Consider the following 13494-nt stretch of genomic DNA (forward strand, 5'->3'; position numbering starts at 1 on the left):
TGCCGAAAAGCGTGACGCAGTTTTCCGTCCAGAAGTGCGGCAACGCCTGGAGTTCATTCCATCACGGCGCTGTGGTCGACGGCAGGTGCTGCCTTCGGTTTGCGTAGCAATAGCACCAGCGGGATGACTGCAAGCGACATCAGCATCAGCAGCTTGAAATCGTCCATATAGGCAATGATCGTCGCTTGCAGGGTGATGACCTCGTTGAGCGAGGCGCGGCCGGCCGCAGTCACCGGGCTGAGCCCCTGCGCAGCCACCGCATTGAAAGCGTGATTGAACGGCGTCACATAGGCCGCGATCGATTCATGATTGCTCTGCGTGTTCTCGACGATCAGCGCCGAGACGATCGAGATGCCGACCGCCGAGCCGATGTTTCGCGACAAGTTGTAGAGACCGGTGCCGTCGCCGCGCATATGGGGGGGCAGCGTGGAAAAAGCGATCGTAGTCAGCGGCACGAACAGAAAGCCGAGACCGGCGCCCTGGATGAAGCCGACCGAGACGATCGTCCATTGCGAGACGTCGGGTGTCCAGCCGGTCATGTCATACATCGCCCATGCGGTGAGCCCGAGGCCCAGCGCCAGCAAGGCGCGCGTATCGACCTTGCCGACCAGCCGCCCGACGATGAACATGCAGAGCATGGTGCCGAGCCCGCGCGGCCCCATGACGATGCCGGCGGTAATGACGGGATAGCCCATCAGCGTCTGCAGATAGGGCGTCATCAGCGCCAGCGAGGCGAGATAGGTAATACCGATCACGAAGATGAAGACCATGCTGATCGAAAAATTTTGGTCGAGGAACAGCTTCGGATTGACGAAGGGTTTCTCCGCCGTCAGCGTATGCACCAGAAGCAGATAGAAGGCGGCGGCGCAGATGATCGCTTCCAGCATGATCTCACCGGAGGAGAACCAGTCGAGTTGCTCACCGCGGTCGAGGAAGAGCTGCAGCGAGGCGATGAACAGGCTCATCATCCCGAAACCGAACCAGTCCAGCTTGGCGAGCACATCCCTCTTCGTCTCCGAAACGAAGACGACGATACCGGCAAAGGCAAGCGCGCCGATAGGCACGTTGATGTAGAACACCCAGCGCCAGCTGATATTGTCGGTCAGCCAGCCACCGATGACGGGCCCGAGGACCGGTCCGACCATGACCGAGACGCCGAAGAGGGCCATGGCCGAGCCGCGCTCCTCGACCGTATAGATATCGAGGAGGATGCCCTGGGAAAGCGGCACCAGCGATGCGCCGAACAGCCCTTGCAGCAGGCGGAAGGCGACGATCTGATTGAGCGATTGCGCCAGGCCGCAGAGAACGGAGGCCGCCACGAAGCCGGCGATGGCAACGAGCAGCACGCGCTTGCGGCCGAACTTGGCGGCGAGGAAGCCCGACGGCGGCGTCATGATTGCCGCCGCGACGATATAGGAAGTCAGCACCCAGTTGATCTGGTCGGCAGAGGCCGACACGCTGCCCTGGATATAGGGCAGCGCGACGTTGGCGATCGTCGTGTCCAGCGCCTGCATGATGACGGCGAGAATGACGCAGGCCGTGATCGCACCGCGATTGGCAACCGGGCTCGCCGGAGAAGCAGAAGCGTTACTCATCATCCTTGCCCTGAGGCCGACCCAGAAGCTTGTTGACGAAGTCGGGCAGGCCGCGGGCATGGCCGGTCTCGACATCGACCACCGTGCTCATGCCGACGCGCAGCGGCGGCTTGCCTTCGCTGTCCTCGATGCTGACGCGCATCGGAATGCGCTGGACGACCTTCACCCAGTTGCCCGTAGTGTTTTGCGCCGGCAGCAGCGAGAAGCTGGAGCCGGAGGCCGGGCTGATGCTCTCGACCTTGCCCTTCCACATCACGCCCGGGTAGGTGTCGACATAGATTTCGGCCGTCTGGCCTGATTTGACATAGGTGAGCTCGGTTTCCTTCGGGCTGGCGGCGATCCAAAGGTGATCGGTGGCGACAAGCGAGAAGGCCTGCTGCGAAGCCTGCAGGTAGGAGCCGACCTGCAGCGCGTTGACATTGGTGACGATACCGTCGAACGGCGCCTTGACGACGCTGTGGTCGAGTTCGCGCTGGGCGTTGTCGACATTCGACTTGGCCTGCAAGTAGAGCGGGTTCTCCTCGATCGGCTGGTCGGCCGAGCCGCCGAGCTGGGCAAGCGTGGTTGCAGCTTCCGCCTTGGCGACGGCAACCTTCTGCTGCGCGGCTTCGAGATTGTGCTTGGCCTCGTCATAGGCCGACTGCGTCGCGCTGCCATTGTTGACGAGGTTCTGCTGCCGGTCGAACTGATCCTGGTAATAGGGCAGGTCGGCTTGCGCCTGCGTGATCTCGGCCAGCGACTGCTGATAGCTGGCCTTGAGGTTCATGATCTGGTTGCGCTGCACGCCGAGCTGCGCCTTGGCGCCATCGAGCGCGATCTTGAAGGAATCGGCCCTGAGGCTGAAGAGCACCTGCCCTGCCTTGACCGCCTCGTTCTCATGCACGTCGATCTTTTCGACGATGCCTGAGACATCGGTGGTGAGCCCGACCATATCGGCCTGGAGATAGGCGTTGTCGGTCGACATCACCTGGCCGCCATTGACGTAATAATAGCCGCCGACGACGAGCGCGACCGGCAGCAGGGCGAACAGGATCGGCCGCGTGAGACTGCGCCGGCGGCGGACCTTGTTGCCGCCAGGCGCAGCCACGGCAGCAGCCGGCGCTGAATTGGATGGAGGCGCTTCGGCTACCGTTTCCTGCTGTTTGGCTTGGTTTTCTTCGACAGGTGTCTTGGCATTGGCGTCGGCAACGACGCGGAGGGGGGATTGATCAGCCATCGTTCGTCTCATTCTCGTCGACCGGGCTCCGGCATGCCTGAACCAGGTTCGTCTTCATTACGGATAGGATGTGGAAAAGCTGCTCGCGCTGCTCGGCCGTAATGCTTTGCAACGCTTCTGCGCGGGTGGTGTCGCCAAGCTCGCGCATTTCGGCGAGCAGCGGGTGCGCCTCGTCGCGCATGTAGAGCAGCCAGATCCGCCGATCGGTCGGGTGCTGGCGGCGCTCGATCAGCCCACGTTCGGCGAGCTTGTCGAGGATGCGCACCAGCGTGATCGGCTCGACCTCGAGGATTTCGGCAAGGCCGCCTTGATGGATGCCTTCGTTATTCGAGAGATAGGCAAGCGTCTGCCATTGCGACCGGGTCAGCCCAAGGCACTTCGCACGTTGCTCGAACCGCTTGCGCAGCAGCCGTGCGACGTCGTGGAGAAGGAAGCCGAGGGTCGGAGTAGCGCTCATGAAGACCTGCGATCATTAATTTATAAGCATACTTATAATATCGGTAGATATATTGAGCATGCCGAGCGCGCAAGGGCACGGTCGCAGGATTTCGCAAGCGCAGCCAAAATGCCGCAGCTGCGACCGGAAGGCTCGCAATTCGCCACTCTTGTCCGTGCAAGACTTCCGTCCAGTGGCGGCAGCCCGGCTTCAGCCCTAGTTTCGGGCAGACATCGCCTCCGCCGGAGGTGCGCAGGAGGGTTCGATGGCGTTCTTCGAAAGCATGCTGACGCTGTTGCTGGTGGCGATCGTCTTCCTGCAATTCTCCAGGAAATTCCGCATCCCTTATCCAACCATGCTGGCGATCGCCGGCATCATCGTCGCCGCCGTCCCCTGGGCACCCGAGGTCGCGATCGATCCTCAGCTGGCGCTGGCGCTGCTGATCGCGCCGGTGCTTTTCGACGCCGCCTATGACCTGCCGCCGCGAACGTTGCGACGCAACTGGCTGCCGCTCTTCTCGCTCGCCGCCATCGCCGTGGTCCTGACAACCGCTGCCGTTGCCACCGTCAGCGTGACCATGGCCGGCCTGCCGCTCGCCGCAGCCGTCGCACTCGGCGCTATCGTCGCACCACCGGATGCGGCGGCGGCGACCGCCATGCTCGACCGTTTCGACCTGCCGCGCCAGACCTATGTGATCCTGAAAGGCGAGAGCCTTCTCAACGATGCCGTCGCGCTCCTGATCTTCAGCGCCGCGGTGGCGGCCGCCGCAAGCCCCGCCTTCTTCACCGGCGCCCTGGCGGAGCTGGCGCTCGCCGTGCCAGGCGGCCTCATCCTCGGTTATCTCCTTGGCCGTCTGTACATGGTGATCGGGTTGAAGCTCGCCGGCACGCTCGGCGGCACCCTGCTCGAATTCGTCGCCACCTTCGGCACCTGGATCATCGCCGAGCGGCTGCACCTTTCGGCGATTCTCGCCATCGTCGTCTATGCGATGGTGATCGCCCGCTACATGCCCGAGCGCCAGACCGCCCGCCACCGCATTCATTCCTATTCGGTCTGGGAAGCCGCGGTCTTCCTGCTCAACGTGCTCGCCTTCCTGCTGATGGGCCTGCAGGTCCGCCAGATCGTCCTCGACCTCGATCCCGGCCGGCTGAATTTCGCAATCACCCTGGCCGCCGCGGTCTTCGTCACTGTCATCGGCGTGCGCCTGGCCTGGGTGCTCCTCTATAACCGCGTGATCACCTTCCTCGCCGAGCGCGGCTACACCAGACAGGCCGTTCCCACCTTTGCGACCAGCCTGCTTGCCGGCTGGTGCGGCATGCGCGGCCTCGTGACGCTGGCGACTGCACTCGCGCTGCCGATCGACTTCCCCGATCGCGACATCATTCTGCTCAGTGCGCTGGCCGTCGTTCTCGGCACCCTCATCGTCCAGGGCCTGACGCTCGGACCGCTGATCAGCGTCCTGAAATTCGAGCCGGACACCTCGCTCGACCGCAACCTCACCAGAGCCCGGGTCGCGTTGATCGATGCGGCACTGGCCGAACTTGCCGGCGGCGAGGGTAAATCCACGCGCATCCTGCGCGACGTCTACACCTCCGAGCGCGAGATCACCGCCGACGGGAAACATCCACGCGAAGTCAGCAGCCTCGATAAGCAGCGCCGCAGCGTCATTGCCGCCAAACGCCGCAAACTGGCAGCGATGCGCCGCGCCGACGAGATCGACGACGATGTCTTTCACATGCTGGAACAGGAGCTCGACTGGGCCGAACTCGCCGTCCTGCCGCCCGGCCGCGACGAGATCGTCGAGAGCTGACGCCATCCATGAAGTTTTGATGGATTTCGCAATCCCGGCCAATTGGCATTTGCTATTTTTCGCCGCTGCCGTTTATATCCGGTTCCACAAGTTACGATTTTTCCGATGTGCATTGCGTGCCGGCCTTCCCTCCTATGGATTGAACGCCGGGGGAAATCGCGGGGGCCACGCCTTCGTTCAAAGCAGCAAAACATGAAATAACATCACCTTATCTTAGGTTCGGCGGCAGTCTATCGGCCGTCGCGATTGGAGGGACCGGTATGACTTACGTGCTTCGACGGATATTGATGCTCGGCTGCATCACCACGTTCATGCCCCTGGCCGCCATGGCACAGGGCGCACCGTCCGCCCCTCCTCCCGTCACCGTTGCCAAGCCGGTCGTTCGCGATGTCGTCGACAGCGACGAGTTCATTGGCCGCTTCGAGCCGGTCGACGAAGTCTCCGTTCGCTCGCGTGTCGGTGGATACTTGCAGGAAATCCATTTCCAGGACGGCGCATTGGTCAAGCAGGGTGACCTGCTGTTCGTCATCGACCAGAGGCCGTTCGTCACCGCTCTTAGCCAGGCGAAGGCGACGCTCGAAGCGTCGCAATCCGCTCTGGTCTTTGCCGATGCGCAGTTTAAGCGCGCACAATCGCTCACCGCGAGCGGCAGCCAGGCGGCGCAGACGCTGGACGATCGCCGCCGTGAGTTCGATTCGGCCGAGGCCAATGTCCGCGGTGCGCAGGCCGCCGCCGATCGCGCTTCTCTCGACATGGAATATACCGAGATCAAAGCGCCGCTCAGCGGCCGCATCGACCGCCGGCTGATCTCGGCCGGCAACCTTGTGCAGACTGACCAGACCGTGCTGACCACCATCGTATCGCTCGACCCGATCGATTTCTATTTCGACGTCGATGAGCGCCGCCTGCTGAATTTCGCCGACACGGCGCGCAAAATGGGTAAGGAACTTCAGCAGGGCGGCGGCGGATTGGATGTATCCGTCACCATCTCGGATCCTTCTGCCAAGCCATTCAAGGGGAAACTCGACTTCGCTGAGAACCGGGTCGACAATGAGAGCGGCACCATTCGTCTGCGCGCCCGCTTCCCCAACCCCGATCTCGTCCTTCAGCCCGGACTCTTCGGCCGCATTCAGGTTGAAGCCTCCAACACATACCAGGCCATTCTCGTCCCGGACGAAGCAATCGGCTCGGACCAGAATGAACGCGTCGTCTATGTGGTTGACGCGCAAGGAAAGGTTTCGACCAAGCCCGTGAGGCCCGGCCCGCGGCTCTACGGCTATCGTGTGATCCGCGAGGGCCTCGACGGCACCGAGACGATCATCGTCAACGGCCTGATGCGCGCCCGCCCGGGATCGACGATCACGCCTCAGATGACCAAACTGCCGCAGGAGCGCCAGGACACCCCGCCTGAAGCCGCCAATGCGGAGAACGGACAATGAGATTTGCGCACTTCTTCGTCGACCGGCCGATCTTTGCGGCCGTCATCTCGATTCTCTTTCTCGTCGTCGGCGGCATCGCATATACGCAATTGCCGGTCTCCCAATATCCGGAGATCGCGCCACCGACCATCGTCGTGCGCACCTCCTATCCCGGCGCCGATCCGCAGACGATCGCCGACACCGTTTCGACCCCACTCGAACAGCAGATCAACGGCGTCGAAGACATGCTTTACATGTCGTCCTATTCCAGCGCCGACGGCGCCATGTCGCTGACGATCACCTTCAAGCTCGGCACCGATCTCGATAAGGTCCAGGTGCTTGTCCAGAACCGTGTTTCGATCGCGCTGCCTCGCCTTCCGGAAGAGGTGCAGCGGCTCGGCGTCACCACCGACAAGAGTTCTCCGGACCTGATGATGGTGGTGCACTTGCTGTCGCCGTCGCACCGCTATGACCAGCTTTACGTCTCGAACTACGCCCGCAACCGCATCCGCGACGTCCTCGTTCGCCTTGACGGCGTCGGCGACGTGCAGCTCTTCGGCGAGCGCCAGTATTCGATGCGCATCTGGCTCGATCCGGAAAAGCTCTCGGCCTACGGCATGACCTCGGACGACGTCGTCTCCGCCTTGCGGGACCAGAACGTCCAGGTCTCCGGCGGCAAGATCGGCGCGCCGCCTGTCACCGGCAAGAACGCCTTCGAATATACGGTGCGAACGGACGGACGCTTCTCCGACGTCCGCGAGTTCCGCTACGTCATCGTCAAATCGACGGGCGCCGGCCGGCTCGTGCAGTTGCAGGATGTCGCCCGTATCGAACTCGGCGCCCAGGACTACGTCACCAACAGCTACCTCAACAACGACCCGGCGGTCGCCCTTGGCATTTTCGCCCGGCCGGGAACCAATGCACTGGATACGGCCCATCAGGTCCAGACATTGATGAAGGATATCTCCCAGAATTTCCCCGAGGGGCTGGAATATCGCATCGTCTACGACACGACCGAATTCATCTCGGATTCGATTAGCGAGGTCTATAGAACCATCGCCGAGGCCGCCATCCTGGTGGCGATCGTCGTTCTCGTCTTTCTGCAATCCTGGCGAACCGCGATCATACCGATCGTCGCCATTCCGGTCTCGCTGATCGGCACCTTCGCCATCCTGCTGGCGTTCGGCTTCTCGCTCAACATGCTCACTCTGTTCGGGCTGGTACTGGCGATCGGTATCGTCGTCGACGATGCGATCGTGGTCGTGGAAAATGTCGAGCGCAATCTGGCGCGCGGCATGACACCGAAGCAAGCTTCCCATGTGACGATGGACGAAGTCGGAACCGCCGTCATCGCCATCTCGCTGGTGCTGATCGCGGTGTTCGTGCCGACAGCCTTCATTCCCGGCATATCGGGCCAGTTCTACAGGCAGTTCGCCGTGACGATCTCGGTCACCACCGCGATATCGGCGTTGAATTCGCTAACACTGTCGCCCGCCCTCGCCGGCATATTGCTGAAAACCCACGACCACGAAACCCGGCGCGCGAATATCGCCGCACGGTTTGGCAGAGGTCTCGCGGACGGTTTCAATCGCGGCTTCGACAGGATGAGTTCCGGCTATTCATGGATCGTCCGGCATCTGGTCCGTAGTTGGGTCGGATTGACAGCCGCGATGATTGCCTTCGTCTGCCTGCTCGGAGCAACCTGGTACATGGGCACGCGCGTTCCCGCGGGCTTCATCCCGACCATGGACCAGGGTTACGCGATCGTCGTCATACAGCTTCCAGACGGCGCCTCGCTGGCGCGTACCGACGCCGTCGTCAAACAGGTGGGTGATATCGCCCGGACCGTGCCGGGTGTCGGCAACGCCGTGCAATTTGCCGGCTTCAGCGGGGCAACGTTCACCAATGCCTCGAATTCGGGCGTCGTCTTCGTGCCGTTCAAATCCTTTGCCGAACGTGAGGAAGGCGGAGAAAACGCCAACAAGATCATCGGCGAGCTTTACGGCAAACTGCAAAGCATCCAGGAAGCCTTCATCATTGCCATCCCGCCGCCGTCCGTGCGTGGCGTCGGCAACTCCGGCGGCTTCAAGATGCAGATTTCCGATCTTGAAAACGCCGACATGACGCGCGTGCTCGGCCTCGCCCGCCAGATGATGGGTGCCGCGGCCACCACCGAGGGGCTGACCGGCGTCTTTACGACATTCTCCGATGCAAGCCCGCAATACTTCCTGGCGATCGACCGTGACAAGGCACGCTTTCTGAATGTGCCGATCCCCAATATCTTCAACGCGCTTTCCATCAATCTGGGCGTCGCTTACGTCAATGATTTCAATGCGTTCGGCCGCGTCTACCAGGTTCGCGCGCAGGCCGACCGGCAATATCGCATGGACAGGGAAGACATCCTCGCCCTGAAGGTTCGATCGGCGACCGGCGCGCTGGTTCCGCTTGGAACGTTAATGGATATCCAGGATGCCAGCGGCCCGGCACTTGTCCAACGCTACAACATGTACGTCTCGGTGCCGCTTCAGGGCAATCCGACGCCTGGCACATCGACGGGCGACGCCATCGCAAAGATGGAAGCGCTGGCAGCGAAGATCCTGCCGCAGGGGACAACCTTCGAATGGACGGAACTCGCCTATCAGGAAACCCATACCGGCAACACCGCCGTCTACATCTTCGCCCTCTCAGTCGTCTTCGTCTTCCTGGCGCTGGCGGCACAATATGAAAGCTGGGTTCTGCCGCTCGCGATCATTCTCATCGTGCCGCTTGCGGTGCTCGCGGCGCTGATCGGGGTCTCGCTGAGGGGAATGGACAACAACGTCCTGACCCAGATCGGCCTGATCGTGCTGATCGGTCTTGCGGCCAAGAACGCCATTCTGATTGTCGAGTTTGCCAGGCAGGCGGAAGACGAGGGCAAGTCGCCAGTGGAAGCGGCCATCGAGGCCAGCCATCTTCGCCTGCGCCCGATCCTGATGACGGCATTCGCCTTCATCTTCGGCGTTCTACCGCTTGCCATCGCGACCGGCCCCGGCGCGGAAATGCGCCAGTCGCTCGGCACCGCCGTCTTTTCGGGAATGCTTGGCGTGACGATCTTCGGCCTGTTCCTGACGCCGGTCTTCTACGTCGTGCTGCGCGGCTGGCGCCGCAAGCAGCCGGCGGAAAAAACGGTGGAGGCCGTCCCGGTTGAAAGCGAAACGGTCTGATCCGCTCCGGCGGGAGGCCGAGAAGGCGGAAGTCAGGTGGAAAACAGATGCACCTGACCCTGCCACAGGCGGGCGACGGTCAGCTTGCCGCTGCGGTAGGCGCGCGTATCGAGATTGAGCCGTCTCGGCCGTATGTCGGGCTCGTCGTTCGGCGTGTGACCGTGAACGACGAGCTTCGGCAACGGCACCCGGCTTTCGAGAAACCGCTGTCGGATCATGACCAGATCCTCGTCCGTCTGCTCGTCGAGCGGCAGCTTCGGATTGATGCCGGCATGCACGAAAATCACATTTGGAGTCTCCAGCATCACAGGCATCGCCCGCATGAAATCGATATGCGTGCGCGGCAGCGACTGGCGCAGGAAGGAATCGAGCTTTGCGCCTGAAGGAAAGACCAGCGGCAGATGCTCCGGATCGAGGCCGTAGGATTTCAGCGACTCCGCCGAACCCATCCGCATCCACTCGTCATAGGAAATCCAGCCGTCGATATAGTCGAGCATGGCGATTTCATGATTGCCGGCAAGGCAGATACGGTCGAAATCATCCGGCGGCGGCGCCATGAGATGGGTGATGACCTGGGCCGATGCCGGTCCGCGGTCGATATAGTCGCCAAGCGTCACGATCAGTTTACGCCCCGGCAGCCGCGCGGCATCGCGCAGGATCGCCGCCTCGGCTTTCGCAAGCAGATCGAACCGCCCATGAATGTCGCCGATCGCATAGGTTGGGATCGCGGCAATATCCAGCGTCAGACGTGGTCTCGACTGGCGTGCCATTTTCGAAACCTCGCCGTTGCGAGCAAGAGTATCGCTCATCATGTTTCTCAATCAAGGAAGCCCCACTTGCCGGTAAGTAGAGGCGAAAACAAGGCAATCAAGCTGGTAAGAAAATTCAAAGCCTTGGAGTTTTGTAGAAAAACCGGCCTTATCATTCGAGGGCCGATCCCTCACTCCTGTATGCCTGCCATCGGCCCGACGATTGGAGCGATTTTCGGAAGGCACGAGGCGCCGAGTCAAACTGTTGCAGCGTTCTTCGCCATCCGAAAAGACGCAGAGCGCCGTAGGAAAGAGTGACCGATGGGAACGGTATCGCAGTTTCAGGATAGAAAAAGGCCTCCCGCGCATCGCATCGAAAGTGAAGAGGAGGCGATATCCACCGCCCGCGGCCTTGCTGCCGCATTCCGGCACCAGGCGAGCGAACGCGACATCAACCGCGTACTGCCCTTTGCCGAACTCGACGCGCTGTCGGCATCGGGACTGACGGCGATCACTGTTCCGCCCGACCATCAAGGGCTCGACGTATCGAACGCGCTGCTCGCCGAAATCGTCGCAATCATTGCCGAGGGCGATGCCTCGATCGGCGAGGCGCTGGAAAACCATTTCTGTGTGCTGGAAACGCTGCGCACCCAGGCGACCGAGGATCTGCAGGCATCGCTGTTTGCCCGCGTGTTGCTCGGGGACCGCTTTGCAGGCGCCACCTTTATCGAAGGAACCGAGCTTACGGCCGAAGGCCCAGGTTACCGCCTGAGCGGGCGAACGCGACAGGCGTCCGGTATTTTGTTCGCCGACTGGATCGCCGCTGTCGCCGCCGCTCCACCCAGCCGTCCAGTCACCCTTTACCTGGCAGGCGACGACGAAGGCTTGCAGGTGGTCGACGATTGGGATGGCTTCGGCCAGCGCACCAATGGATCGGCTACGGCCATCGTCGGCACGCTTTACGTCAGTGCCGATGCGATTGCGCCGCCCCCCTCCTCCGACGTTTCGACCGGTGTCTCGCTCAGCCTGCTGCTCAAGGCAAGTGTCAGCCTCGGCATCGCCCGGGCCGCCTGGAGCGACCTGATGACAGCAATTGGCGATCCCGGCACGACGGTCCTTCCCCGCATCGGCGAACGCGCCATCCGCATCGAAGCGACGGCGGCAGCCTTAGAACGGGCTGGCCGTAAACTCGACATTGCACAGGTCAATCCCGTCGAGGCCGCGATGGCGGACGCGCATTTCTCCGCCTCGGCGGCCGCGATCCTCGCCGGGGAAACGTCACTCGACACCGCAAACGCGCTGTTCGAACTGGCAGGGGAAACATCGGCCGGCATCGGGCTCAATCTCGACCGGCATTGGCGCAATGCCCGCATTTACGCTCTATCGCTGCCACGGGACAGGCTGGTGCGTGCTGCAGGCGAATATCGGTCGAAGCCCGGCGACGTCTAAAGCTCTTTGTCTTGATGCATGTCGTTATCCCGGAACCGCTACACACTTCCGAGCGACATGCATTCAATTCAGCTGGCGGCGGAGATCGGCAATTCTTCCTTGGGGCCGTCGATGCGGCCGCCGGCGGCGACGAATTGCTCGAGGCTCATATTGTCGAGAATGGCGGCGATCGCGTCACGAACATCGGTCATCGAGCGCCGCACCTGACAGGTTTCCGGATCGGCGCAGTCGTCGCAGGCCTCGTAAGCCGTACGGCTGGCACAGCGGATCGGCGCCAGCGGCCCGTCGAGCGTGCGGATGACATGGCCGATGCGGATTTCGGAGGCCGGCCGCGACAGGGAATACCCGCCGCCCGGCCCCTTCTTCGAGCGCAGAATGCCGACATTGCGCAGTTCGAGCAGGATCGTATCGAGAAACTTCTTCGGGATATTATTACGGGCGGCGATGTCATTGATGAAGGCGGTCTCGCCGGGCGCCAGCCGCGCCAGGTCGACCAGCGCCTTCAGCCCATATTTTCCCTTTTTCGTCAGCATCGTCATTGCCCTGTAGAAAACGCAGTATTCACCCCTGCCAATAGCAGGCAAATAGCGTCAAAAGCGTGAACATACAACAAAATAGCTATTATTTATAGCTTATATCGGCAACGTCACAGGCCGCCCGGCAGTCTTGGAACCGACCGAGCAATGCCGCTACCGCTAAGTTCAAAGTGTTACAGCGCTGCGCTGTCGTCTCGCTCAGATCGTCTTCAGCATACCGCCATCGACAAAATAGGTCGAGCCGACGCAATAACTCGCCCGCTCCGAACTCAGAAAGACGAAGACGTTTGCCAGTTCCTCCGGCGTGCCGAAGCGTTTCGAGGCGGCATGCTCGTTGGCGACGCTCTGCAGGTAGCCCTCCCAGTTGCCGCCGGTTTCGGCGGTCAACTGCTTGGCGGTCTTGATCCAGTCGGGGGTGAGGATCAGGCCGGCATTGACGCAGTTGACGCGGATATTGTCCGGGATGAGTTCGGTCGAAAGCGTCTTCGAAAACATCATCAGCGCCGACTTGCTGACATTGTAGATCGGCTCGTACCAGAGCGGCTGGACGGCGCAGATCGAGGCATTGTGCAGGATCACGCCGCCGCCGCGCCTCTTCATCTGAGGGGCGATGCCGCGCGCAAGCCGCACCGCGGCCATCACATGCAGGTCCCAATAGCTCTGCCACTTCTCATCGGGCGCCTCCATCACCGTCTCGTTCGATCCGGTGCCGGCATTGTTGATGAGGATATCGGCGCCGCCTCTTTCCGCCGCCGCCGCAATGATCGCCTTCGTTCCGTCGACCGTCGCCACATCGGCGGCAACAGCGACGGCGCTGACGCCGTACTTCTCGGCGATACGGGCGGCCTCCGCCTCGAGCCGTTCGCCGCCGCGGGCCGCCAGCACGAGATTGGACCCCTCAGCCGCCAGCCCCTCGGCGATCGCCAAGCCGATCCCGACAGACGCGCCTGTTATAACGGCGGTCTTTCCCTTCAGTCCCAGATCCATATTTTCCTCCGCGCAAGCGACCGGCGGTTCCGGCCTGATGTGCCAAATGTTCCGCCAATGAAACCTCGCGTCAAGCACTGAGATGCCTCTTGCGG

At 62.0% G+C, this 13494-nt stretch carries 10 protein-coding genes; 4 read left to right on the forward strand and 6 right to left on the reverse strand.

The annotated features are described in order from the left end of the window. Positions 1-53: 53 nt before the first annotated feature. The 3 genes from OS035_RS22660 to OS035_RS22670 are packed head-to-tail and all read right to left on the reverse strand — an operon-like array spanning position 54 to position 3268. Positions 54-1595 (reverse strand): DHA2 family efflux MFS transporter permease subunit, encoded by a 1542-nt coding sequence (locus tag OS035_RS22660; RefSeq protein ID WP_097629149.1) that lies wholly within the window; start codon positions 1593-1595, stop codon positions 54-56. Next, complete coding sequence (locus OS035_RS22665; RefSeq protein WP_097629150.1) at positions 1588-2811, reverse strand: HlyD family secretion protein; 1224 nt, start codon at positions 2809-2811, stop codon at positions 1588-1590. The genes OS035_RS22660 and OS035_RS22665 overlap by 8 nt, the downstream gene beginning before the upstream one ends. Beyond that, positions 2804-3268: a MarR family winged helix-turn-helix transcriptional regulator gene (locus tag OS035_RS22670; RefSeq protein WP_003590495.1), complete on the reverse strand. Its 465-nt coding sequence runs from the start codon at positions 3266-3268 to the stop codon at positions 2804-2806. The genes OS035_RS22665 and OS035_RS22670 overlap by 8 nt, the downstream gene beginning before the upstream one ends. A gap of 244 nt (positions 3269-3512) precedes the next feature. Between OS035_RS22670 and OS035_RS22675 the strand changes: the two genes are divergently transcribed. From OS035_RS22675 to OS035_RS22685, 3 genes are all read left to right on the forward strand, one after another. Continuing rightward, a complete protein-coding gene (locus OS035_RS22675; RefSeq protein WP_097629151.1) occupies positions 3513-5057 on the forward strand; it encodes a cation:proton antiporter in 1545 nt (514 codons plus the stop codon). A gap of 260 nt (positions 5058-5317) precedes the next feature. Further along, positions 5318-6496 (forward strand): efflux RND transporter periplasmic adaptor subunit, encoded by a 1179-nt coding sequence (locus OS035_RS22680; RefSeq protein WP_097629152.1) that lies wholly within the window; start codon positions 5318-5320, stop codon positions 6494-6496. Further along, positions 6493-9678 (forward strand): efflux RND transporter permease subunit, encoded by a 3186-nt coding sequence (locus OS035_RS22685; RefSeq protein WP_097629153.1) that lies wholly within the window; start codon positions 6493-6495, stop codon positions 9676-9678. Before OS035_RS22680 ends, OS035_RS22685 begins: the two co-directional genes overlap by 4 nt. A gap of 32 nt (positions 9679-9710) precedes the next feature. Here OS035_RS22685 and OS035_RS22690 read toward each other — a convergent pair whose 3' ends face one another. After that, positions 9711-10487, reverse strand: a complete 777-nt coding sequence (locus OS035_RS22690; RefSeq protein ID WP_172643269.1) for a metallophosphoesterase family protein — start codon at positions 10485-10487, stop codon at positions 9711-9713. A gap of 261 nt (positions 10488-10748) precedes the next feature. Between OS035_RS22690 and OS035_RS22695 the strand changes: the two genes are divergently transcribed. Next, entirely contained in the window at positions 10749-11876 is a 1128-nt protein-coding gene (locus tag OS035_RS22695) for a monooxygenase (RefSeq protein ID WP_097629154.1), read from the forward strand. 68 nt (positions 11877-11944) lie between these two features. Here OS035_RS22695 and OS035_RS22700 read toward each other — a convergent pair whose 3' ends face one another. Continuing rightward, complete coding sequence (locus tag OS035_RS22700; protein WP_003590486.1) at positions 11945-12409, reverse strand: RrF2 family transcriptional regulator; 465 nt, start codon at positions 12407-12409, stop codon at positions 11945-11947. Between the two features lie 201 nt (positions 12410-12610). Further along, entirely contained in the window at positions 12611-13399 is a 789-nt protein-coding gene (locus OS035_RS22705; protein WP_183777498.1) for an SDR family NAD(P)-dependent oxidoreductase, read from the reverse strand. Positions 13400-13494 lie beyond the last annotated feature (95 nt).

The organism is Rhizobium sp. 268 (genome assembly GCF_036571585.1).
Classification (GTDB): Bacteria; Pseudomonadota; Alphaproteobacteria; order Rhizobiales; family Rhizobiaceae; genus Rhizobium; species Rhizobium redzepovicii.